Here is a 23,008-nt window from a genome sequence, read left to right as displayed (position 1 = left end):
ACTTAATTTTGAGAAAAGTTACTTTTTCAAGCAATGTTTCAAAATTCAGTTTTACTTGACACCCTGAGCTGCTCTTGCCTCGCTAAGCGTTGCTGTCTGCCGTCTCAGTGGGGTCGCATTATAGGGAGATCCGAATTGAGATCAACTGTTTTTTGAAGTTTTTATGAAAAAAATGACTATTCGTGCAAAATACCAGCGAAACGCGTAAAAATAGCACTAAATCGTTCGTATTATGGCTATTTAGCCACTGTATTTTATATATGCTTGTTTTTAACTTCGATATAAAGAAGGTGTAGTTATTAAAGAACGCGGTTTGATCTTTATATGTGATCTTAATTGCTAGTTGCTAGTTGCTAGTTGCTAGTTGCTTCAAGATTCTAGGGTGATGCTTGGGGATTGATAGAGTTAATTTATTGATAGTGAATTTAAGAAAGTAAAAAGCCGAGCAAAAGCTCGGCTTTTTGGTGTCTTTACGACTTACTCTGCAGACTGCGCGTCTTCTTGAACTTCTTCGTTTGTCGCTGGGCGACCAACTAGTTCAATATAAGCCATTGGTGCATTATCACCAGCACGGAAGCCACACTTAAGAATACGAGTGTAACCACCAGGACGGTCTGTATTACGTGGACCGATTTCGCTGAATAATTTACCAACTACTTCATTATCACGCGTGCGAGCAAACGCTAAACGGCGGTTTGCTACACTGTCAGTCTTAGCCAGTGTGATTAAAGGTTCAATTACACGGCGCAACTCTTTAGCTTTAGGCAAAGTTGTTTTGATGATTTCATGTTTCACCAAAGAACCAGCCATGTTGCTGAACATCGCTTTGCGATGGCTGCTGTTACGGTTTAATTGACGACCACTCTTACGATGGCGCATGACCCTATCCTTCTAACTAAACTAATATAGTGATTTAGATTATTCAGCTAGGCTTGCAGGTGGCCAATTTTCTAGGCGCATACCTAGAGAAAGACCACGTGAAGCTAGCACGTCTTTAATTTCAGTTAGAGACTTCTTACCTAAGTTAGGCGTTTTAAGAAGCTCAACTTCAGTGCGCTGAACTAAATCACCGATATATTGAATTTGCTCGGCTTTCAAACAGTTTGCTGAACGTACTGTTAGTTCAAGATCATCAACTGGGCGAAGTAGAATAGGATCGAATTCTGGCTTCTCTTCTTTCTCTTCTGGCTCAGTTACATCACGTAAATCTACGAATGCATCTAATTGCTCAGCTAAGATAGTAGACGCACGGCGGATCGCTTCTTCAGGATCTAAAGTGCCGTTCGTTTCCATATCAATGATTAACTTGTCTAAATCTGTACGTTGCTCAACACGGGCTGATTCAACCGAGTACGCAATACGTTCAACTGGGCTGAATGATGCATCAAGCAGCAGACGACCAATTGGACGCTCATCGTCATCAGAGGATAAACGACTAGATGCCGGCACATAACCGCGACCGCGCTCAACACGAATACGCATGCTGATCTCGCTGCTATCTGTCGTAAGGTGACAGATAACGTGATCTGGGTTGGCGATAGTTACATCACCATCGTGCTGAATATCAGCCGCAGTCACAGGGCCTACACCAGATTTAGTCAGGGTCAGAAAAACTTCATCTTTGCCTTCTAAAGTTACTGCTAGACCTTTAAGGTTTAACAGAATTTCAATGATGTCTTCTTGTACGCCCTCTTTCGCGCTGTACTCATGCAATACACCGTCGATTTCTACTTCAGTTACTGCACATCCAGGCATAGATGATAACAGTATACGGCGTAAGGCATTACCCAAAGTGTGACCAAAGCCACGCTCTAATGGTTCTAAAACTACTTTAGAACGCGTTGGGTTGATAGCGTCGATATCGACTAACCTTGGTTTTAGGAATTCGGTAACAGAACCCTGCATTTTATCCTCTCTTAACTCTTAACTTTACTTAGAGTAAAGTTCGACGATTAGTTGTTCGTTAATGTCCGCAGACAGATCTGAACGCTCAGGTAGGCGCTTGAAGCTACCTTCCATTTTCTTACCGTCAACTTCAACCCAAGTCGGCTTTTCACGTTGCTCAGCCAACTCTAGAGCAGCGATGATACGTGCTTGTGTTTTTGACTTCTCACGAATTACAACAGTATCTTCTGGAGTAATTACGTATGAAGGGATGTTCACTACACGACCATTAACTAAAATCGCTTTGTGGCTTACTAACTGACGTGCTTCAGCGCGCGTGCTAGCAAAACCCATGCGATATACAACATTGTCTAAACGTTGCTCTAAAAGCTGTAACAAGTTTTCACCTGTATTACCTTTAAGGCGAGCAGCTTCTTTGTAGTAGTTACGGAATTGCTTTTCTAATACACCGTAGATACGACGTACTTTTTGCTTTTCACGTAGCTGTAAACCGTAATCAGATAAGCGACCTTTACGAGCGCCGTGCTGACCAGGTGCAGTCTCAAGTTTACACTTAGAGTCGATAGCTCTTACGCCGCTCTTAAGGAACAGGTCAGTACCTTCACGACGACTCAGCTTGAGCTTAGGGCCCAAATATCTTGCCATGTTATTTCTCCTAACCTATTGTTAAACGCGACGTTTCTTCGGTGGACGACAACCATTATGAGGGATTGGCGTCACGTCAGTGATGTTGGTGATACGGTAACCAGCAGCATTCAAAGCACGTACAGCAGATTCACGACCTGGACCTGGACCTTTGATGAAAACTTCTAGATTTTTTAAACCGTATTCTTGAGCAGCAGTACCTGCACGCTCTGCAGCAACCTGAGCCGCGAATGGAGTAGATTTACGTGAACCACGGAAACCTGAACCACCTGCTGTTGCCCAAGATAGTGCATTACCTTGACGGTCGGTAATTGTTACAATAGTGTTGTTGAAAGAAGCATGAACGTGAGCCATACCATCAGCAACTTGCTTTTTAACCTTCTTACGACGAATTGGTGCTTTAGCCATAATCTACCCCACCTTATTTCTTGATAGGCTTGCGAGGACCCTTACGAGTACGCGCGTTAGTCTTAGTACGTTGACCACGTAGTGGTAACGAACGACGGTGACGTAGGCCACGGAAACAACCAAGGTCCATAAGGCGCTTGATATTTAATGTAACTTCACGACGAAGGTCACCTTCTACAGTGTACTTGCCAACTGCTTCACGCAATACGTCAAGTGTTTCGTCTGAAAGTTCACCGATTTTTGTGGTCTCGGCGATACCAGTCGCTGCTAAGATTTCCTTAGAGCGAGTCTTACCTATGCCATAAATAGCAGTTAAACCGATAACTGCATGTTTATGATCAGGGACGTTAATGCCAGCGATACGGGCCACTAACACATCTCCTATATTTGAATTTGGTTATCATCTGTTTGAAAAGCCCGCAAGGATACTCAAACGAAGACCAAATCACATTAAAAACACAGGCCGAGTGAATAACTCAGCCTGCACGACTGTTTACTTAGCCTTGCCTTTGCTTATGCTTAGGCTCACTGCAAATTACGCGTACTACACCAGCACGTTTAATAACTTTACAGTTACGGCATATTTTCTTAACGGAAGCACGTACTTTCATTGCTCAACTCCGTAAACTGACCTTATCGACCGTAGCCTTTAAGGTTTGCTTTTTTCAGCACAGAATCATACTGATGTGACATCAGATGCGTCTGTACTTGTGCCATAAAGTCCATGATTACAACAACGATAATCAAAATTGATGTACCGCCGAAATAGAATGGCGTTTGCCATGCCATAGTCATGAATTCGGGCACCAGACAGATAAAGGTTATATACAAAGCACCTGCCAATGTCAGGCGTGTCATCACTTTATCAATGTATTTAGATGTCTGCTCACCTGGACGAATACCTGGGATAAATGCGCCAGATTTTTTCAGGTTATCTGCTGTTTCACGCGGGTTAAATACCAACGCGGTGTAGAAAAAGCAGAAGAAGATAATAGCCGCAGCTAAAACCATCGCATATAAAGGTTGACCCGGAGTCAACGTTGTAGCGATTGCTTGTAGCACATCAGCGACCGGACCTTCACCCTGGCCGAACCAGCTTGCAATTGTACCAGGGAACAGAATTATACTGCTAGCAAAGATTGGTGGAATAACACCCGCCATATTTACTTTTAATGGTAAGTGCGTGCTTTGAGCAGCAAATACCTGACGACCTTGTTGACGCTTTGCATAGTTAACGACGATACGACGTTGACCACGTTCAAAGAATACCACAAGGTAAGTAACAGCGAATACGATTACAGCAATCAATAACAGTACAAGTACATTCAGATCACCTTGGCGCGCCATTTCGGCTGTCGAACCAATAGCAGACGGCAGGTTAGCTACGATACCAACAAAAATAAGAACAGAGATACCGTTACCGATACCGCGTTCTGTAATTTGTTCGCCCAACCACATCAGGAACATAGTACCAGTTACTAAACTCACTACAGCAGTGAAGTAGAAACCAATACCTGGGTTAACAACTAACCCGTCCATCATACCCGGTAAGCTGGTAGCAATACCGATTGATTGGATAGTAGCAAGCACAAGCGTGCCGTAGCGTGTGTACTGGCTAATTTTCTTACGCCCTTGCTCACCTTCTTTCTTAAGCTCTATAAACGGCGGATACATATGCGTTAATAGTTGCGTAATAATCGAAGCCGAGATATACGGCATAATACCCAGTGCTAACACTGAAGCGCGCTCAAGCGCACCACCGCTGAACATGTTAAACATTTCAACAATGGTGCCCTTTTGTTGCTCGAAGAAATCGGCAAGTACAGCGGCGTCAATCCCAGGGATCGGCACGAATGAACCTAGACGGTAAATAATGATAGCACCTAATACAAATAGTAATCGACGCTTCAATTCCGAAAGCCCACTTTGTGCACTTTTCATATCTTGACCTGGTTTAGCCATTAGTACTTCCTTAGTCTTCTACCTTGCCTCCGGCAGCTTCGATAGCTTCGCGAGCACCTTTAGTCACTTTAAGACCTTTAACGGTTACTGCGCGTGAAACTTCGCCAGATTTAACTACTTTAACGAACTGGATGTTCTTTTTAACTAGACCAGCTGCTTGTAACGCGTTTACGTCTACTACATCGCCTTCAACTTTAGCGATTTCAAAAAGGTTAACTTCAGTAGATACTAGTGATTTACGTGAAGTGAAACCAAATTTTGGTAGACGACGTTGCATAGGCATTTGACCGCCTTCGAAACCAACGCGAACTTTACCGCCAGAACGTGATTTTTGGCCTTTATGACCACGACCACCAGTCTTACCAAGACCAGAACCGATACCACGACCTAGACGTTTCTTTTCAGTTTTTGCACCTGCAGCAGGTGAAAGTGTATTCAAACGCATCGAATTAACCCTCAACCTTTACCATGTAAGAAACTTGGTTAATCATACCACGCACACATGCTGTGTCTTCTAACTCAACAGTGTGATTGATACGACGTAAACCAAGACCGCGTAATGTAGCTTTATGCTTCGGTAAACGACCGATAGAGCTCTTTACTTGTGTTACTTTTACAGTTTTATTAGCCATGGTTTACCCCGTGATTTCGTCAACGCTAAGACCACGTTTAGCAGCGATTGACTCTGGAGAGTTCATGTTCTCTAGAGCTGCAATCGTTGCACGAACGATGTTGATCGGGTTAGTTGAACCGTATGCTTTTGACAATACGTTCTGTACACCAGTTACTTCTAGTACTGCACGCATCGCACCACCGGCGATGATACCTGTACCTTCAGAAGCAGGCTGCATGTATACTTTAGAACCCGCGTGGCGACCCTTGATTGGGTGCTGTAGCGTGTTACCGTTTAGATCTACACTGATCATGTTACGACGTGCTTTTTCCATTGCTTTTTGAATAGCAGCTGGAACTTCACGTGCTTTACCATAACCGAAACCTACTTTACCTGCGCCGTCACCAACTACTGTTAGTGCAGTGAAGCTAAAGATACGACCACCTTTAACCACTTTAGACACACGGTTTACCGCGATTAGCTTTTCAGCCAAATCAGGCTGTTGTTGCTTTGCTTCTACGTTAGCCATTGTCTACTCCTAGAATTGCAGACCGGCTTCACGCGCTGCATCAGCAAGCGCCTTCACACGGCCGTGATATTTAAAGCCACTGCGATCAAAAGCAATCTTCTCGATGCCTTTGTCAGCTGCACGTTCAGCAACCGCTTTACCAACTGCTTGCGCAGCTGCAACGTTACCTGTGCCTTTAACTGTTTCGCTAATTGCTTTTTCAACAGTAGAAGCAGCAGCCAGTACAGTACCCTCAGCGTTTACAACTTGAGCGTAAATGTGACGTGGCGTGCGGTGGATAACAAGACGCGTTGTGCCTTGTTCAATATAATTTCTACGAGTGCGTTTAGCACGACGTAGACGAGCTGTTTTTTTATCCATCGTCTTACCTTACTTCTTCTTAGCCTCTTTACGGCGTACATTCTCGTCCGCGTAACGAACACCTTTACCTTTATAAGGCTCAGGTTTACGGTATGCACGGATGTTAGCAGCTGTTTGACCAACTAACTGCTTGTCTACGCCCTTAACTAGAACTTCTGTTTGGCTTGGTGTTTCAACCGTAATACCTTCTGGTACTTCGAAGTTTACCGGGTGTGAGAAACCAAGAGTTAAGTCTAATACTTTGCCCTTAGCTGCTGCACGGTAACCAACACCTACTAACTGAAGCTTCTTCTCGTAACCTTCATGCGTACCAACAACCATGTTGTTGATTAGAGCGCGAGCAGTACCTGCTTGTGCCCATGCATTTGCTACGCCTTCACGAGGTAAAGTTGTAATAACGTTATCGTTAACTTGTACTTCAACAGCGTCGTTGATTGTACGAGTTAATTCACCGTTTTTGCCTTTAACTGTGATGTCCTGGCCTTTTAATGTAACTTCTACACCGGCAGGAACATTGATTGGTGCCTTTGCTATGCGAGACATAGTTCCCCTCCGATTAAGCTACAAAGCCAATGATCTCACCACCAACGCCTGCACTGCGTGCTGCGCGGTCTGTCATTAGGCCTTTAGAAGTTGATACGATAGCGATACCAAGACCACCCATTACCTTAGGTAATTCGTCACGTTTCTTATAGATACGTAAACCAGGGCGGCTAACACGCTGGATATTTTCAATAACAGCTTTGCCTTCGAAGTATTTTAACTCGATAGAAAGCTCAGGCTTCGCTTCGCTGTTTACAGCGTAATCTGCGATATAACCTTCATCTTTTAGTACTTTAGCTACTGCTACTTTCAGTTTTGAAGTTGGCATCGATACTGATACTTTCTTCGCTGACTGACCGTTACGGATACGTGTAAACAAATCCGCAATAGGATCTTGCAAGCTCATAGTCTTACTCCCGTGATTCTATTACCAGCTAGCCTTTTTAAGGCCAGGAATTTCACCGCGCATAGCTGCTTCGCGAACTTTGATACGGCTCATGCCGAATTTACGAAGGTAACCATGTGGGCGGCCCGTAACGTTACAACGATTACGTTGACGTGAAGAGCTAGAATCACGCGGTAAAGACTGTAGCTTTAATACCGCGTCCCAACGATCATCGTCAGATGTATTTACATCACTGATGATAGCTTTTAGTGCCGCACGCTTTTCAGCATACTGAGCAACTAATTTAGTGCGCTTTGCTTCGCGCGCTTTCATAGAATTCTTTGCCATAACCCTACCCTTATTTCTTGAATGGGAAGTTAAACGCTTCTAACAACGCACGGCCTTCCTCATCAGATTTCGCAGAAGTAGTGATTGTGATATCCATACCGCGTACACGGTCTACTTTATCATAATCGATTTCTGGGAAGATGATTTGCTCACGTACGCCCATGCTGTAGTTACCACGTCCATCAAAAGACTTAGCACTTACACCACGGAAGTCACGGATACGTGGGATAGCGATTGAAACCAAACGCTCAAAAAAGTCCCACATACGCTCGCCACGTAGGGTTACTTTACAACCAATTGGGTAACCTTCACGCACTTTGAAGCCAGCAACTGATTTGCGTGCTTTAGTGATTAGAGGTTTCTGACCAGAGATTGCTTCTAGATCCGCAACAGCGTTATCTAGGATCTTCTTGTCAGCTAGAGCTTCGCCCACACCCATGTTTAATGTGATCTTTTCGATCTGAGGGACTTGCATGACAGAGCTGAAACCAAACTTCTCTTGAAGCTCAGCAACTACTTTGTCTTTATATACTTCATGCAGTTTCGCCATCATTCTACTCCAACTATTAGATAGTTTTACCAGTAGATTTAAAGATACGTAATTTCTTACCATCTTCAATCTTGAAACCTACACGATCTGCTTTACCCGTTTCCGAGTTGTAGATCGCAACGTTTGATACGTCGATAGACGCTTCTTTCTCAACAATACCGCCAGCTTGGTTCAACTGAGGAACCGGCTTTTGGTGCTTCTTGATTAAGTTGATGCCTTCGACAAATACTCGACCAGACTCAGTAACAACTGAAAGCACTTTACCGCGCTTACCTTTGTCTTTACCGGCTAGTACGATTACTTCGTCATCACGACGGATTTTTGCTGCCATGATAGACTCCTTATAGTACTTCTGGGGCTAGTGAAACGATTTTCATGAACTTGTCATTACGAAGCTCACGAGTCACAGGGCCGAAGATACGAGTACCAATTGGCTGTAAGTTATCATTTAAGATAACAGCCGCATTGCTATCGAAACGGATCAAAGAACCGTCCGGACGACGAACGCCTTTTTTAGTACGCACAACTACTGCGTTTTTAACATCACCTTTCTTCACTTTACCGCGAGGAATTGCTTCTTTTACAGAAACTTTGATGATATCGCCAACCGCTGCATAGCGACGGTGCGAACCGCCAAGGACTTTAATACACTGCACTTTGCGAGCGCCGCTGTTATCAGCAACGTCCAGCTGAGTTTGCATTTGGATCATGTTAATGACCTCCGGTGTAGATATTACAACACGCCTTAATTTTGTTTAAAATCAAGACATTTCGGTTAAATTCCACTCAAAAAACACGCGAGTTGTCTCTTAAGGGCGGGCAATTGTATCAGCAATGACAGTGAAGTGGTAGGTTATTTTTTAATTAATTTTATAATTACGTGTTGCTAAGTCGAGGGGTCTATATGGAATATCAGCACTTGTTATTGATTATAAAACAAACAGGGCGCTAATGCGCCCTATTTTGATTTACGTATTAAAGTTTTATTAATTTCCGAATAGGCCTTTTAATTTATCTTTAATTTTATCTTTAGCCTTTTCCTTTACTTCTTCCTTCGCTGCGTCACTAACGTCAAGCTTGAAACCAACATCATGGAAAGGACCTTTTATACGCAGAGGGATCTTGAAGCCCGTACTGTCATCAGTCGTGCCTTGGCCTTCAATTGAATCAACAATGCCTGTTACTAAACGATAATCGACATTGGTCATTGGTAAGTTAACTTTACCTGATCCTGTAATGCGAATTAATGGGCTAAGTAATGATAAGTCATTGTTAGTCCCTACCCCATCTGTAAAATTGAAGCGACCTGTAAGTGCTGAGAAGTCTGTTTGCTGAGAGTTATCGAAACCAGTATCTAACCCTTCAGACACAGCATTTAAGTTCCCTTTAATGAGCTCTTTACCTTTTCGCACCATCTCTGCCACATTCGCACCTTTAATTGCACCATCTGCAAACTCAAATGCTAACTGACCATCTAATGCATTAACAAAGTCTTTTTGACTTTGTCCTGTGGTCGCTAGATCCCAGTTTAAAGAGCCTTTACCCATAAGCTTATTGAAACCTGCTGCATCAGTCAGTAATGGCTGTGCATCAATTTTATCTAAAGCAAAGTTAGTGCTAATTTTATAGGGTGTTTGCTTAGCATTGACTGTGATCACACCTTTACCACTGCCTTCATAAGCAACAAATTTATCTAAGCTAATTTTTGCTAGTGCATTTTTAAGGTTCACCGTTAACTGGTTTTCACCGAGTGTAATATCATTTGCTTTTAGACCACTTGAACGAACAACAATATTTGCATCAAGTGCATTTAAGCCACTCATATCAATTGGTGTATCATCCCAAACAATTGGCTGTGCAGGCGTATCTGTGGCTGGTTCTGCTTGCTCTTCTTTAGCTACACCCTCTGGAAGGTAAGGGTTCAAATCAAGCATGCCTAAATCAATATCGGCATTCACAGCTAAGCGACTCCCTAAGTTAATGTCGCTTTTACCTTTAATTTGTAGCTCATCTAAGGTGGCAAGTAACTCAGTGAGCTTAAATTTATCACCTTTTAAGTGCATTGAACCTTTAACATTGAACGCATTAAAGGCATTTTCTTTTGCATTAAGCTCAACACCTTGCCAGCTTGCTATCTCTTTAACTGAGTCACCACTTACTGATAACTGACCTTGCACATCTTTACCCATTTGGGCAATCGCGCCTTTGAAGTTCACATCCACTAAACGTGAATCAACCTCAGTGCTGACATTAAAAGTTTCGCCTTCAATCGCTTTTACCGGTGTATCTAGGGTGACATCTAAGTCAAAGCGTTCACCCATATAGGTAATACCGCCTTTTAACTCAAGAGTCTTACGAAGAGAAGGTAATAAGATTGCTAATTCTAAATCGCTTATTTGTTGTTTTGCCCCTGTTTTGCCATCAAGGTAGGTGAAAGTCCCGCCATAAATGGCTACTTCACCAAGCTCGATATCAAAGTTATCTGGTAAGTTAACGGCGCCAGAACTTTTTTGCTGCTCTGTCTGTGGTCGCTCAGCAACTGCATCAAATAATTGCCAGTTTGCTTTACCATTTTTATCGGTTTCTAATAAAATTGTCGGTTCATTAATAACAAACTTATCTAGTTTGAAATCACCGCCAAATAACGACATCCAAGGAATACGAATTGCAAGTTGCTGCATGCTTGCCATATCTTTTTGCGAGCCAGTTTGCATATTCGCAAAATGTACATCATTCAATTCGAGCTTTAATGATGGAAATACCGACAGCTTTTTATCGCCATTAATAGTCAGACTACGACCTGTGGTTTGTTCTACTTGCTCCGATACTTTGTTAAATATGGCATCGGTAGGTATGAGGAATGGTGCGGCGACTACTAATGCAATCAGTAATACGAAAATGACACCAACAATTTTCAGTAGGGTTTTCATAATCATCCTTAAACATGGGCAAACAATGTTCATATCATAGCGGGAGTTAGGCGCAAATGCATTGCCCAATCCATAAAAAGGTTTTTGAACAAGCTTAGGTACAAGAATATAAATCAACGCTGAAATAACTTAGAGCCATATACAGAGAAAAATAACCCACAAATATAAATAAATAGTTTAATGAACAATCGAGGTGATCTAAGCATGCTTTTTACTATTAAATGAAAAGTCTTCACTGTAGGTTACATCTAAGGGGTGACTTCTGTATGATGCACGACCCTGTTGTTTTTGCACCCTGTGTACTAAAATTAAACAACCTAATTTGGTCAAAACTGGAGTATCGATTAAGCATGAAGAAACTGCTTATTTCACCGTCAAAAATGGCGCTTGGCGAGCAAGAAAGTCAAATTTATCAAAACATCCTCAAGCAAGCCTCTGATATCAGCTTAAATCTAATGGCAGTTAAAGTAGAAAACCATCCTGAAGACTTTTTAGGTTGGTGCTATGAGCTATTAAGTGCAAGCCGCGATCGCATTAATTACGATCTATTAGAAGATAAGCAATTACCGACACTTAAAAAACTTCATGACTTATTAATTTCTGCAATCAGCTTTTTGCAGTTAAAAACGTTAAGAGTTGCGCCATGGCCAGTTATCGCAAGTTTCATCGAACAGCATAAAGAGCTTGTAGCCCTTGATGAGCAACTACGCTTAGCTAATTACATTGCAGCGATTAAATCACAATCACTAAAAGAGATGATCCCAGAAGACCGTTTAGCGTTTTCAGGTAAGCACAGTGCCTCGCTCGATCCAAGCAGCTATAACTTTGACGTTGAATGGTTTGCTTCTACTAAAAACGCCAAAGGTTTCCACCAAATGTTGAGTGATTTACCTGGTTCGTTCGATGAGGCTCTTGCACATATTCCACTTGAGGGTGAAGTAACTCAAGAACATTATCAGCATTTTATGGTTGCTTACTTCATGGCATTTAATGGCAGCGATGAAAAGCCAACGCTTGCGCCTGCTACTCGCTTACTTGCAATGCGCCGACCTGACGTGTTTACACCAATCGTAAATAGTAAACTTGATGCATTGTGTGCTGCATTAGGTATAACTAAGTTAAATAACCGCGATTTTGAGCGCTACTGGCAAGATGTTGTATCAACTGTGCATAGTATGCCTTGGTACAAAATGGCTAGTGCGGCTAATGAACTTGAACAATCTCTAGTTGAAATTAAAGCCTTGTTACCTAGCTTCTTTTATTATGCAGACAAAGCGACTGCTGATAGCTCTAACTATATTAAGTTACTAAACAAACCTAAAAGCAGCACAAGCTCTGCGGGTAAAAAGACTGTACGCCGCGGTAAAGAATCGGCTGAAATACTGGTAGACCGAGCCCTTGCAAGTGATGATATCCCTGAACATATTAAAGCTAAGCGCGATTCAATCATCAGTGAAGTTGAAAAAGGCCGTAGCGTTGAAGAAACCATTAGTTTAATACGTGCCATTTTCGGCTAAGTCTCTATCAAGTAAGAAAAACCTGGTTGCGTCTTCATTGTGCAACCAGGAAATTTATTGCACCATGCAAGTGCGCATGAATAATTCAAATACAAGTCAACTTTAACCAAAAGAATACTTACAAGACTGTTTTAAAAGAAATAAAGCATAAAAATTCCCACCGTAAATTAACTTGGCACAACCAGTGCTATATCGTATCCAGACAACACATAAAAATAATGCCCCGACAAATAACCAGACTGCAATCTGAAATGGGCAAAATCAACATAACAACAGGATACAAAACATGCTAAAACTAAAAAAAGTGGTCGCGGCCAGCGCCCTCACGCTACTTACTTTAAGCTCGACGTATAGCTTTGCAGAAGTAACAGCTAACGCGGCAGCAACCTCAAACTACTTATGGCGTGGTCAAGAACAGACAGGCGGTGATGCCGCAATTCAAGGTGGTATTGATTACGCAAGTGAATCTGGCTTTTATGCAGGTACTTGGGTATCAAATGCTAGCTGGGCAGAAGATATGACCTACGAGCTTGATCTCTACGCTGGTTTTGGCGGCGATATCAATGAAACCTTTAGCTACGATGTTGGCTACATTTATTATGCATACCCAGATGCGGCCTCGTTTACCGATGCAGACTTTTCAGAGATCTACGGTAGCATTAGTATGGGTAGCTTCACGTTTGGCGCAGCCGTATTAGCTTCATCAGCAGCAAGCGGCGATGGCACCGACTTTGGAGATTCACTGTATTTAAATGCCGATTATAGCTTTCCAATAGGAAATAATGGCACAGAGCTGGCGCTGCATGTCGGCCATTACTCAGGTGATTTCATTGGTGATGACAATATCATCGACTACGGTGTTTCGGTATCTAAAGACGGCTTTACATTAGGCGTTTCAGATACTGACATTGATGGAACAGATGTGAAAGTGTATGTCGCTTACGCGGTAGATTTTACACTTTAAAAAGAATGTGTTACTTGCTGCAACACGAAGGGCCGCAAGGCCCTTTTCTAGTTTAGAAGCTTAAGGAACACTGTGGCCTGTTGAGCCCTGCCAAATACGATACCACTGCTCACGGCTTATCTTAAGAGCCTTAGCTGCAACAGCTGATTTAACGCGTTCAATGTTACCCGTACCTAGCACTACAGATGGCGCACTCGGATGCATCAATAACCAAGCATACACCACTTGATCAAGAGAACTTGCACCAACTTCAGTGCCGACCTGCTCTAACACTGCGCGTAAACGTATCGCTTTTTCATCATCACTTGAGAACAGACGTCCACCTGCTAACGGCGACCAAAGCATTGGTTTGATATCGAGCAATTGACATTGGTCTAAAGTTCCATCATCAAGGGCTTTCATTTCGTAAGGCGAAAACTCAATCTGATTGGTAACCAATTCAAAATCTAAACGGGATTGTAATAAGCTGAGTTGAGATGGCGTAAAATTAGATACACCAAAGTCAATCACATCACCATTCGCTTTGAGGGTATTGAATGCTTCAGCCATTTCATCAGCATTCATTAAATAATCAGGACGATGAATTAATAACACATCTAACCTATCTGTATTGAAATGCTTTAATGACTGTTGCGCTGAGGCAATGATATGCACAGCACTGGAATCATAATGGTTAGCCTTACCTTGTAACCCTAAACTTGCAAATGCGGGTTTGATACCACACTTGGTAATTATTTTAATTTCATCACGAATACTTGGTTTCAACTTAAGCGCTTTACCAAATTCGGCTTCGCAGCCATATTCGCCGTAAATGTCAGCGTGGTCGGTATGTGAAACCCCCATATCGATTGCATTTTCTAAAAAACTTAAACACTGTTGTGGCGTAACTTGCCAATCTAACAAGCGCCAAAACCCTAACACTAACTCATCAATACAACGTCTATTGTTATTCGTCATAACTACCTACTTACTTAAAAATATCGACTCATTCCAGTGCTTACACAATAACACAACTAACAGCATCACACCTGTTAACATACAGTTACAATATAAATTGCTAAAGAATCAACAATTAGGGTATTGATTGGTTATGGCGCCGCGTCGCTGATTTCGTTATCAGTGCCGAGCATGCCAGATGCCTACATACCGAGTTGGGCAGTTATACTGTCATTTGGCTTTACTTCATTGATTGGTATTGTGTTTGGCTTAGCGCCCGCTATTAAAGCGGCACGCTTAAACCCAATTGATGCTTTACGATACGAATAATTAATCGGCTTTATAGGGTACCTGAGCACAGCTTACTTCCACTGTTTTTGGGTACCAAATAGGCCCACCTATTTCATTAACCGCCTCGCCTGCTACAACATTAAGGAATGACTTGTAAGTATGTACACTTTGCCACTCGGAATTAGGACAGTATATTGATAAATCCACAGGCTTGGAGCCTTCGTACAACGCAGCAGCAAAATTGTGATGCCAACGTTCTGTAACTGCTCCCTTATTTGCTGAGGTAGGGCTGCCATTATCAAAATAAATATGTGTACAACCACTTAAAGCAGCAGCAAGAATTACAGTTAAGCATACATGTTTCATAATTGCTCCTGCCCATATTGTTCACACCATACTTTCACAGTGTGAGGCGCATAAATACCCAGTGTAACCAACCCCAAAGCTCCATCTGTAAATGTTTGCTGGGATTGCATTTGCATTACTTTTTTATCTTGGCAGACCGCTTTAACATCAACACGCTGTTCACCCACCAATCCCCACAAGTAGAAAGGTCTACTGTCTTGATAGTCAGCATTCCGTGTTAATTTGTCTGCCTTATTAGGCACGATAGTCACCGATGAACATGCTACTAACGATAGCGTAAGTAACACGCACACTAACTGCTTCATGTGTTTTCCTTCAGATATAATTTGAAGCTGCAGTGTACAACATGAAGTTTCTATAAAGGGTAAGAAAATATATAAAATTGTAAAAAAGCTACAGTTTCTCACAGGCTCAGTTTGAACTAAACTGGAAAGAGTAAAGACTAATCAGGAAGGTCTGTAAGTAAAGGTAATTATGACGTCGTATCTACATTTATTGTTCTTAAGTTTATTGTCTTGGCAAAGTATTGCAAATACTCCAAGCTCAGATGAGCAACAAGGCATTACCAAAACCGCAGCCAACCTAGCAAACTGTCAACAACAATTAGCACAAAGCCGCATGCAAACTTATGCAGCGCATTACATTTTACCCTATCAATTCACATTGTTGAGCTGGAACATCTACAAAGCACAAACAGATGGCTTACTCACAGATTTGCAAAAGCTAAATGCCAATGCTGATATTGTGTTACTGCAAGAAGCTATCAAAGAGCCTGCGCTTACAAAGCTCAAACCTTACTGGCGTTTTGCTAAAGGGTATAAAAGTGGCAGTGTGCAATCTGGTGTTATGACACTCAGCCGCTGGCCCGCCGCGGTGCATTGCACACTCACCCACACAGAGCCTTGGTTACGTAGCCCAAAAGCGACCAACATTGTTGAATATGCACTGCCTAATCAACAGTTATTACTAAGTATTAATCTACATGGCATTAACTTCACAATAGGTGTGAGTGACTTTAAACAACAGCTCGAAGATGCAGCGAGCATCATGCGAATGCATCAAGGACCGATCATATTTGCTGGTGACCTTAATACTTGGAGCGACCGAAGACAGGCTCTTTTGAAACAAACACTTAACAAGTTAGGGTTACATGAAGCTATTTATTTAGATGATAAACGTACAAAAGCATTTGGATTAGCACTTGACCAAGTATGGGTACGTGGTGTCAAAATAGAAACAACGGTCGTGCCAGAAATGGATAGTTCAGATCATAACCCTATTATTGCCACTTTAACGATAGAACCAGAAATGCTATGAAAAATTTAATAACTGTATATTGGCTCTTTGCGCTCATTCTGCTGGGTGTTAGTCAATTAAGCTACGCTCAGAGTGCACAGCAGGAGATCGATCACTTAATTGACTTTGTCGCTAACAGCGATGCCGTATTTATTCGCAATGGCACAGAGCATTCAAGCCAAGATGCTGCTGAGCACCTTGCCATGAAATATCGTAAAGCGACCCGTTATGCGAAAACTGCCGAGAAATTTATAGAAAACCTAGCAAGTAAAAGCTCATGGAGTGGCAAGCCTTACAAGGTAAGATTTAGCGACGGTACTTTAATTAATGCAAAAGACTGGTTAAGTAATGAGTTGGCAGATTATCGCCGTAGCCAGCATAGACAACAATAACACGATTTTATCATCAACACACAAGAAGCGAAAAGCCATGCAAGAACACAAAAATCAGCCACTCAATGATTTTATTGAGTACCCTCATGACGAGATGCTAAAACGCGCCGAAGAGTTTTTAGCCGTGAGTCAACGTCGCCATAGTATTCGCAGTTTTAGCGACCGACCTGTGCCAAAAGAAATAATCGAAACCTGTATTAAAGCGGCTGGCACTGCACCAAGTGGTGCCAATCATCAACCTTGGCACTTTGTGGCAATACACAGCAGCGATGTGAAGAAACAAATTCGTGAAGCAGCTGAAAAACTAGAGCGCTCATTTTATGAAGGTCGCGCAGGTGAAGAATGGTTAGATGCATTAAAACCACTTGGCACAGATGCCAGTAAGCCCTACCTTGAGCATGCACCTTGGCTAATTGCCGTGTTTAGCCAAAAGAAAGGGGGTATTTCTGCCGATGACAAAAATACCAATTACTATGTTCATGAGTCTGTAGGCTTGGCAACTGGCTTTTTAATTCAAGCACTTCACAGAGCGGGCCTTGCAACTCTTACGCATACACCAAAACCAATGAGCTTTTTAACCGAAATTTGTGGCCGCGATAAAGATAATGAGCGCCCTTACATGCTGCTCATTGCAGGCTACCCAGGCACAGATGCAACCATCCCTGAACATGCCTTAGTGAAAAAGTCGCTGGACGAAATAGCGACCTTTATTTAGCTTTAAAATCAACAGCCAGCACATCACCTGGGTTTAAACCTGAAACGATGTGCTGCTGTCCATCGACCATTTCGCCAAGGCGAACGTAGCGACGCACGATTTGATTATTTTCAAGTAAATAAACCATACTCAATTGGCCATATTGATGCACCCAGCTCAAGTCAATCAACACCCCTTTTTCAGGGGCGAGCGGTAATTGTAATTGTGCGTAAAGGCCAGGCATTAACCCAGTTTGCGCATCTGTTTCTAAACGGATTTCCATACTACGCGCAGCACTATCAGCAACGGGCACAATTTCTGTCACTGTGGCAGGCATCGATATTGATAAAGCAGGTAATTTAACCGTTAGGGTTTGGCCAACATTCAGCTTAATTGCTTGCTGCTCTCTGACATTAAACGCTAATTGCAATTGCTGTGGGTTATACAGTGCGAGTAATGGCGTGCCAGGGGTTGCGGTGTCGCCAGGTTCTGCAAAACGCTCCACCACAACACCTGAAATCGGCGCTTTAATTTGCGTAAAACTCAATGCAACTTGTGCTTGTGTTTGCTGCTGCTTAGCAATGGCTAGATTTGCGCTTAAATTATCAAACCTTGCTTTCGCATCATCATAATCACTGACTGACACTAAACCTTGTTTGAAAAGGTCATTAACTCGCTTGAGCTGCTTTTCAGCTTGAGTAAGCGAGGCATTAATAGCATTAATTTGTGCATCACTTTGAGCAAGCCCTGCTTGAAAGTCATCTTGCTGCAAGGTAATTAGCACATCACCTTGTTTTACTGTATCGCCAGCGCGGACATTTAAACGCTCAACTTGTGCCATAACTCGCGATGAGATTTGCGTATTTTGTTTGGCAATCACAGTGCCCGGTACAACTTCATCACGCGCAATATCAGCCAGTCTCACTGTCACTAACTGACCCTTGTAATCATTTGCCGATGGGTTTTTCATGCCTGCAGCTTGCTTATCAGAAAAACTGCCCGCCATGTAAAGTACCGCCACAATGATCACTGATAACGCGATGATTGAACCAATAAGTTTTGATTTACCTTGCATGAGCTTGTTCCTCTTTGGCTGCATCCTTTGCAAACACTAAATAATAAACCAGCGGCACAACAAATAATGAGAACAATGTTGATGCCACAATCCCAAAAATAATCGCAATCGCTAGACCGCTAAATACTGGGTCTAGGGTGATCACCAAGTTACCTAATAAGGTGGTTCCGGCTGTCAGCAACACGGGGCGCATTCGCACCGTGCCTGCGGCGATTAAAGCCTGTTTAATTGCCATACCTTGGCTGCGAGCTTGATTAATAAATTCAACCAAAATAAGTGAGTTACGAACCACAATACCGGCAAGTGCAATCATGCCAATCATGGCTGTTGCAGTGAATAGCACCGGCTCTGGAGCACCAGCAATGGTGCGCTCTCCAAATTGATTTAATAACCAAAAGCCCGGCATGATCCCTATTACGGTTAATGGAATAGCCGACATGATGATCAGTGACAAACTGACAGAATTTGTTTGAATTCGTAAGATGATGAAAATTGCAGTGAGCGCAAACGCAAAGGCAATGCCCATATCTCTAAATACATCAATGGTAATTCGCCATTCACCTTCACCACTAAAGGTTACGTCAGTGCCAGCAGGTAATTGCCAAGCCTGGCTACCACCATTATTGAAAAAGTGCCTACTTTGCCAATCAGTTTGGCTAAATTCGTCTGCGCTGATACCTAAGTCGGCATTGACGTCAGCAATAATTTCAGCGGGTGTACGACCGTTTAGCTCAGCCATTACATACACCACATTACGCTGATCTTTACGCATAATTGGTTTAGCAACATCTTGATGCTGAAACTCACCCAATTCAGATAACGCCACCAGCGGACGCGGTGCACTTTGCAGCCCAAATTCGTCACTGGTTTTTGCAAGCTCTCTGTCACCGCGAACCTGCAATGCCAGCAATTGAGCAAATTGATTTCGGTCTTGATACGGCAGTTGCAGCTTAATATCAACAGGGTCTGTTTCACCGCTCACATATAACACCCCAACATTTTGCCCATGCGAGGCAATGGCTAAAGTCTGGGCAATATCTTGCGTAGACACCGCCGACAATGACGCTTTACTTTTATCAGTCACAAAACGCTGTAAGGGCGCATTAGCAGCAATACTGGTATCAACCTCTACCACATGCGGCTCTTGCTTTAACCTTGCTGCAACAGCAAGAGCTGCTTGATAGTGAATCTCTGTATCAACAAATGGCTCACTGTAAACTTCGGCCACTAAGGTACTTAAAACAGGCGGGCCTGGTGGTACTTCAACCACTTTAATAACAATGCCATCAGTTGCCAATGGCGCTAATGCGGCACGCAAGCGCATGACCACAGCATGAGATTGATGGCCGCGCTCAGTTTTATCAAGCAGAAGTACTCTGAGCTCAGCAAGGTTCGCTGCTTCACGTCGATAATAACCACGCACCATACCATTAAAGTCCATGCTCGATGGCTGGCCAACGTAGGCTGCCGCCTCGCTTACTTCATTTAATTGCCAAGTGATGGTTTGTACTTGTCGAGTGAAAGCCGCGGTTTGCTCAAGGCTCGTGCCTTCTGGCATATCGATTAAAACTTGTAACTCATTTTTATTATCAAACGGTAATAGCTTTAAAGGCACAACACGCATGACGGGTAACATGGCACTGGCGACAAACAAGGCTAATGTAGTCCATAAAACGAGTTTGGCACGGCCTTTAGACTCAAGTAATGGCGATAATATACGCTCATATAAACCATGCTGATTGGCATCGAGTTGTACGCTGTCATCGACTGGCGCTTTAAGTAGTTTCATGGCCAACCAAGGCGTAACAAAAAATGCCACTATGGTTGAAACCATTACACTTACCGGCACATTGAATGCCATCGGTGCCATATACGGCCCCATCATGCCGGTGATAAACGCAAGTGGGATAAATGCCACCATAATGGTCAATGTAGACATAAACAGCGCTACACGTATTTCACTCATGGCATCAACTATGCGCTGTTTTTTATCGCCTTTGTGGGTTAAAAAGCGACTTATGTTGTCTATTCCTGTGATCGGATCATCAACCAATAAACCTAAAGAAAGTATTAGTGCAAACAGTGTGACTCGGTTAATTGTATAGCCAAAGGCAAAATCAAGTGTCAGGGTGATGCCGTAGCAAATAGGTACTGCTAAACCAACCACAATTGCTGGTCGCCAGCCTAAAAATACACCAACAAAAATAACCACGGTAAATACCGCAAACACTAAGCTCGAGGTAAGGTTATTTACTTTTTCGTTCGCTGTTTGGCCATAGTCACGCAGTACGGTGTAGCCCACTTCATCTGGTAGTAGATTAGCCGATAAACTGCCCATCATACTGTGCACTTCATTCGCTACAGCGACCGCATTGGTGCCTGCTTGTTTAGCGACACTAATGGTCACTAAAGGAAGTTGTTGCTGATTATCTGATTGAGCCAGCCATTGATAGCTTTGTGCTTCGCTTGGGCCATCACTCACCTGGGCCACATCACTTAGGTAAACACTCTTACCGTTTACCACGTTGACAACAAGGCGTTCAATCGCAGATTGTGAACGTAAAACATCACCCACTTGTAAGGTAATTTGCTGCCTCCCCTCAACAACACTGCCCACATTCACTAATTGGTTAGATACGCTAAGTGCATAATACACATCGGTTAGGGTTGTTTGGTGTGCAGCGAGCGCGCTCGCATCAAGGTTAATCGTTAATTGTCGAGTTCTACCAGCAATCACTTTCACTTCGCTGGTGTTTTCGATGCGCTGTAAACTGTTAGCGATTTCGTTGGCAAAGCGGGTTAGTTGGTAATCATCGTAGAGTTTTGGATCTTTACTAAATAAGCCCAGCATCACAATGGGCACATCGTTCACTTCAACCGGACGAATTTGCCATGAACTGATCACTGACGCCATGGTGTGTTGATAGCTATAGAGTTTAGTGTAAGTGTCGAGAATGGCTCGCTCACGATCGTGACCGACTTCAAAGCGAAGAGTGACAACAGCAGCATTACTTTGTGTAGTCGAGTAAATATGCTCAACGCCCGTTAACTGCGCCAATAACTTCTCCAATGGCTCAGTTACCAACCTTGCTACTTCTGGCGCTTCAACGTTTGGCGCTGCCACATATATATCAAGCATAGGAACCACAATTTGCGGTTCTTCTTCACGAGGGGTTTGCTTTAATGCCATTAAACCGAGCAATACCGACATAATAAAAATAATGACAGGGAGGCGACCGCTCAAGCTGTTTTTTACTGCATTATCGATAGCATTCATTACCTAACTACCTTTGCAAAATAAACCATATAAGGTTGCAAGAATAGCCACTACATTCTTATCTATTACACGGTAATAGATGGTTTGGCTTTCGCGTCGAGTCGCGACGATCTGAGCTTTTCTCAGCGCCGCTAAGTGTTGCGATAATGCCGACTGCGCCAACGGCACAGCTTCGTTTAATTCGCTCACGCTCATTTCACCATCTTGTAGGGAACATAAGATCATCAAACGATTTTTATTCGCCAATATCTTTAGCATTTGCTCTGCTTGTTCAACATTGTCGGCCATAGCCGCAAAATCGATGTTCATAATCACACTACTCTATATTCTTAAAATACCGCTAAAGTATAGATTGATATATTAGAAAAGTCTAATATTAGAATTTACTAATGTAGAATTATCTAATATATTAAATACATCACTCTGTTATCGAGGTCTTATTATGAAACTAAATGACGCGCTTCGCTTAATTGCTGGTGTAATGATCTGTATTTCATTGTTGCTACAACAGTTTCACAGTCCGCTGTGGATTTGGTTTACGGTATTTATTGCTCTAAACTTAATTCAATCCGCATTCACTAAGTGGTGCCCAATGATCACCATTTTACGCAAACTTGGCATGGAGGATTAGTATGCTGACCCCAATTCCTGACTTAATGAAAATTATTGCTCCAAACCAGCGCCGCATTAGCGCTGACCAAGCAAAACAAGAATTAAGCGAAAACCATGGTTTACTAATTGACGTACGTGAACCTGCTGAACACGCCACTAAAGCAGCGACAGGTGCAATTAATATCCCACGTGGTGTACTTGAAATGAAATTAATGGAAATTGAAAAAGACCCTGCTCGGCCAATCTACTTACACTGTGCAAGTAGTGCCCGTGCTACACTCAGTGCCGAAGCACTGACTCGTGTTGGCTACGAAAATGTCACAGTAATCACCTGTAATGCAGAACAAATTTGCCAAGTGTTTTAGCTTCATAGAATAGTAACACTGGTCGGATAAGCTCGTACTTTTCTA

Annotated in this window: 31 protein-coding genes and 1 pseudogene; 8 read left to right on the top strand and 24 right to left on the bottom strand. The window is 42.8% G+C overall.

All coding sequences use genetic code 11. The annotated features are described in order from the left end of the window. Positions 1 to 477: 477 nt before the first annotated feature. From rplQ to L3V41_RS18770, 18 genes are all read right to left on the bottom strand, one after another. The gene (rplQ, locus tag L3V41_RS18855) at positions 478 to 879 is read right to left on the bottom strand and encodes a 50S ribosomal protein L17 (RefSeq protein WP_004589197.1); all 402 of its coding nucleotides are present in this window, start codon (positions 877 to 879) and stop codon (positions 478 to 480) included. Positions 880 to 918: 39 nt separating this feature from the next. Continuing rightward, a complete protein-coding gene (gene rpoA / locus L3V41_RS18850) occupies positions 919 to 1,905 on the bottom strand; it encodes a DNA-directed RNA polymerase subunit alpha (RefSeq protein WP_004589198.1) in 987 nt (328 codons plus the stop codon). 24 nt (positions 1,906 to 1,929) lie between these two features. Beyond that, positions 1,930 to 2,550 (bottom strand): 30S ribosomal protein S4, encoded by a 621-nt coding sequence (gene rpsD / locus L3V41_RS18845; protein WP_036974007.1) that lies wholly within the window; start codon positions 2,548 to 2,550, stop codon positions 1,930 to 1,932. A 21-nt stretch (positions 2,551 to 2,571) separates the two neighbouring features. Further along, on the bottom strand, positions 2,572 to 2,958 hold the full coding sequence (gene rpsK, locus L3V41_RS18840; protein ID WP_036974009.1) for a 30S ribosomal protein S11: 387 nt from the start codon (positions 2,956 to 2,958) through the stop codon (positions 2,572 to 2,574). Positions 2,959 to 2,971: 13 nt separating this feature from the next. Further along, positions 2,972 to 3,328 (bottom strand): 30S ribosomal protein S13, encoded by a 357-nt coding sequence (gene rpsM / locus L3V41_RS18835; RefSeq protein ID WP_054562818.1) that lies wholly within the window; start codon positions 3,326 to 3,328, stop codon positions 2,972 to 2,974. A 127-nt stretch (positions 3,329 to 3,455) separates the two neighbouring features. Further along, positions 3,456 to 3,569: a 50S ribosomal protein L36 gene (gene rpmJ, locus L3V41_RS18830; RefSeq protein WP_002959476.1), complete on the bottom strand. Its 114-nt coding sequence runs from the start codon at positions 3,567 to 3,569 to the stop codon at positions 3,456 to 3,458. A 22-nt stretch (positions 3,570 to 3,591) separates the two neighbouring features. Next, a complete protein-coding gene (gene secY / locus L3V41_RS18825) occupies positions 3,592 to 4,920 on the bottom strand; it encodes a preprotein translocase subunit SecY (RefSeq protein ID WP_036974013.1) in 1,329 nt (442 codons plus the stop codon). A gap of 10 nt (positions 4,921 to 4,930) precedes the next feature. Beyond that, a complete protein-coding gene (rplO, locus tag L3V41_RS18820) occupies positions 4,931 to 5,365 on the bottom strand; it encodes a 50S ribosomal protein L15 (RefSeq protein ID WP_036974015.1) in 435 nt (144 codons plus the stop codon). A gap of 4 nt (positions 5,366 to 5,369) precedes the next feature. Continuing rightward, on the bottom strand, positions 5,370 to 5,552 hold the full coding sequence (gene rpmD / locus L3V41_RS18815) for a 50S ribosomal protein L30 (protein WP_016710201.1): 183 nt from the start codon (positions 5,550 to 5,552) through the stop codon (positions 5,370 to 5,372). 3 nt (positions 5,553 to 5,555) lie between these two features. Continuing rightward, complete coding sequence (rpsE, locus tag L3V41_RS18810; RefSeq protein WP_036974018.1) at positions 5,556 to 6,062, bottom strand: 30S ribosomal protein S5; 507 nt, start codon at positions 6,060 to 6,062, stop codon at positions 5,556 to 5,558. 9 nt (positions 6,063 to 6,071) lie between these two features. After that, a complete protein-coding gene (rplR, locus tag L3V41_RS18805) occupies positions 6,072 to 6,422 on the bottom strand; it encodes a 50S ribosomal protein L18 (RefSeq protein ID WP_062568277.1) in 351 nt (116 codons plus the stop codon). Between the two features lie 9 nt (positions 6,423 to 6,431). Beyond that, positions 6,432 to 6,965: a 50S ribosomal protein L6 gene (rplF, locus tag L3V41_RS18800; RefSeq protein WP_062568278.1), complete on the bottom strand. Its 534-nt coding sequence runs from the start codon at positions 6,963 to 6,965 to the stop codon at positions 6,432 to 6,434. A 13-nt stretch (positions 6,966 to 6,978) separates the two neighbouring features. Next, the gene (rpsH, locus tag L3V41_RS18795) at positions 6,979 to 7,371 is read right to left on the bottom strand and encodes a 30S ribosomal protein S8 (protein WP_062568279.1); all 393 of its coding nucleotides are present in this window, start codon (positions 7,369 to 7,371) and stop codon (positions 6,979 to 6,981) included. A gap of 21 nt (positions 7,372 to 7,392) precedes the next feature. After that, positions 7,393 to 7,698: a 30S ribosomal protein S14 gene (rpsN, locus tag L3V41_RS18790; protein ID WP_062568280.1), complete on the bottom strand. Its 306-nt coding sequence runs from the start codon at positions 7,696 to 7,698 to the stop codon at positions 7,393 to 7,395. Between the two features lie 10 nt (positions 7,699 to 7,708). Beyond that, positions 7,709 to 8,248 (bottom strand): 50S ribosomal protein L5, encoded by a 540-nt coding sequence (gene rplE / locus L3V41_RS18785; RefSeq protein WP_010392500.1) that lies wholly within the window; start codon positions 8,246 to 8,248, stop codon positions 7,709 to 7,711. A 16-nt stretch (positions 8,249 to 8,264) separates the two neighbouring features. Continuing rightward, positions 8,265 to 8,579: a 50S ribosomal protein L24 gene (rplX, locus tag L3V41_RS18780; protein ID WP_036974032.1), complete on the bottom strand. Its 315-nt coding sequence runs from the start codon at positions 8,577 to 8,579 to the stop codon at positions 8,265 to 8,267. A 10-nt stretch (positions 8,580 to 8,589) separates the two neighbouring features. Continuing rightward, the gene (gene rplN, locus L3V41_RS18775) at positions 8,590 to 8,958 is read right to left on the bottom strand and encodes a 50S ribosomal protein L14 (RefSeq protein ID WP_058031680.1); all 369 of its coding nucleotides are present in this window, start codon (positions 8,956 to 8,958) and stop codon (positions 8,590 to 8,592) included. Between the two features lie 276 nt (positions 8,959 to 9,234). Beyond that, positions 9,235 to 11,178, bottom strand: a complete 1,944-nt coding sequence (locus tag L3V41_RS18770; protein WP_193987927.1) for an AsmA family protein — start codon at positions 11,176 to 11,178, stop codon at positions 9,235 to 9,237. A gap of 350 nt (positions 11,179 to 11,528) precedes the next feature. Between L3V41_RS18770 and L3V41_RS18765 the strand changes: the two genes are divergently transcribed. Further along, positions 11,529 to 12,695 carry a hypothetical protein gene (locus L3V41_RS18765; protein ID WP_237128293.1) on the top strand — a complete coding sequence of 389 codons (1,167 nt, stop codon included), beginning with the start codon at positions 11,529 to 11,531 and terminating at the stop codon, positions 12,693 to 12,695. A gap of 286 nt (positions 12,696 to 12,981) precedes the next feature. Next, positions 12,982 to 13,659, top strand: a complete 678-nt coding sequence (locus tag L3V41_RS18760) for a TorF family putative porin (RefSeq protein ID WP_237128290.1) — start codon at positions 12,982 to 12,984, stop codon at positions 13,657 to 13,659. Positions 13,660 to 13,719: 60 nt separating this feature from the next. Here L3V41_RS18760 and L3V41_RS18755 read toward each other — a convergent pair whose 3' ends face one another. Further along, a complete protein-coding gene (locus L3V41_RS18755; RefSeq protein ID WP_193987931.1) occupies positions 13,720 to 14,616 on the bottom strand; it encodes an aldo/keto reductase in 897 nt (298 codons plus the stop codon). Between the two features lie 120 nt (positions 14,617 to 14,736). Here L3V41_RS18755 and L3V41_RS18750 point away from each other — a divergent pair. Then, a pseudogene (locus L3V41_RS18750) lies at positions 14,737 to 14,925 on the top strand (multidrug ABC transporter substrate-binding protein); the annotation flags it as partial. Here L3V41_RS18750 and L3V41_RS18745 read toward each other — a convergent pair. Then, complete coding sequence (locus L3V41_RS18745; protein ID WP_062568288.1) at positions 14,926 to 15,252, bottom strand: hypothetical protein; 327 nt, start codon at positions 15,250 to 15,252, stop codon at positions 14,926 to 14,928. It abuts the pseudogene before it with no gap. Then, positions 15,249 to 15,557 (bottom strand): Bor family protein, encoded by a 309-nt coding sequence (locus tag L3V41_RS18740; RefSeq protein ID WP_130149119.1) that lies wholly within the window; start codon positions 15,555 to 15,557, stop codon positions 15,249 to 15,251. Before L3V41_RS18740 ends, L3V41_RS18745 begins: the two co-directional genes overlap by 4 nt. 169 nt (positions 15,558 to 15,726) lie before the next feature. Between L3V41_RS18740 and L3V41_RS18735 the strand changes: the two genes are divergently transcribed. Genes L3V41_RS18735 through L3V41_RS18725 form a run of 3 tightly spaced genes read left to right on the top strand, consistent with a single transcriptional unit; the run spans position 15,727 to position 17,655 of the window. Continuing rightward, positions 15,727 to 16,569, top strand: a complete 843-nt coding sequence (locus L3V41_RS18735) for an endonuclease/exonuclease/phosphatase family protein (protein WP_193987932.1) — start codon at positions 15,727 to 15,729, stop codon at positions 16,567 to 16,569. After that, positions 16,566 to 16,940 (top strand): DUF5329 domain-containing protein, encoded by a 375-nt coding sequence (locus L3V41_RS18730; protein ID WP_237128289.1) that lies wholly within the window; start codon positions 16,566 to 16,568, stop codon positions 16,938 to 16,940. The genes L3V41_RS18735 and L3V41_RS18730 overlap by 4 nt, the downstream gene beginning before the upstream one ends. A 37-nt stretch (positions 16,941 to 16,977) precedes the next feature. Then, the gene (locus L3V41_RS18725) at positions 16,978 to 17,655 is read left to right on the top strand and encodes a nitroreductase family protein (RefSeq protein WP_054554404.1); all 678 of its coding nucleotides are present in this window, start codon (positions 16,978 to 16,980) and stop codon (positions 17,653 to 17,655) included. On the opposite strand, the gene L3V41_RS18720 is transcribed toward L3V41_RS18725, so the two are convergent. Genes L3V41_RS18720 through L3V41_RS18710 form a run of 3 tightly spaced genes read right to left on the bottom strand, consistent with a single transcriptional unit; the run spans position 17,648 to position 22,295 of the window. Continuing rightward, positions 17,648 to 18,709, bottom strand: a complete 1,062-nt coding sequence (locus L3V41_RS18720) for an efflux RND transporter periplasmic adaptor subunit (protein WP_062568292.1) — start codon at positions 18,707 to 18,709, stop codon at positions 17,648 to 17,650. The genes L3V41_RS18725 and L3V41_RS18720 overlap by 8 nt on opposite strands. Continuing rightward, positions 18,699 to 21,986, bottom strand: a complete 3,288-nt coding sequence (locus L3V41_RS18715; RefSeq protein WP_237128288.1) for an efflux RND transporter permease subunit — start codon at positions 21,984 to 21,986, stop codon at positions 18,699 to 18,701. The genes L3V41_RS18720 and L3V41_RS18715 overlap by 11 nt, the downstream gene beginning before the upstream one ends. 3 nt (positions 21,987 to 21,989) lie before the next feature. After that, complete coding sequence (locus L3V41_RS18710) at positions 21,990 to 22,295, bottom strand: metalloregulator ArsR/SmtB family transcription factor (RefSeq protein WP_062568294.1); 306 nt, start codon at positions 22,293 to 22,295, stop codon at positions 21,990 to 21,992. 133 nt (positions 22,296 to 22,428) lie between these two features. Between L3V41_RS18710 and L3V41_RS18705 the strand changes: the two genes are divergently transcribed. Both L3V41_RS18705 and L3V41_RS18700 read left to right on the top strand, forming a co-directional pair. After that, entirely contained in the window at positions 22,429 to 22,617 is a 189-nt protein-coding gene (locus L3V41_RS18705) for a DUF2892 domain-containing protein (protein WP_054562832.1), read from the top strand. Between the two features lies 1 nt (position 22,618). Then, positions 22,619 to 22,963 (top strand): rhodanese-like domain-containing protein, encoded by a 345-nt coding sequence (locus L3V41_RS18700; RefSeq protein WP_054562833.1) that lies wholly within the window; start codon positions 22,619 to 22,621, stop codon positions 22,961 to 22,963. Positions 22,964 to 23,008: the final 45 nt, after the last annotated feature.

The organism is Pseudoalteromonas sp. L21, from assembly GCF_021728035.1.
In the GTDB taxonomy this organism is placed as follows: domain Bacteria; phylum Pseudomonadota; class Gammaproteobacteria; order Enterobacterales; family Alteromonadaceae; genus Pseudoalteromonas; species Pseudoalteromonas arabiensis.
Note: the sequence above shows the minus strand (reverse complement) of the source record. Positions and strands in the feature narration are given on the sequence as shown.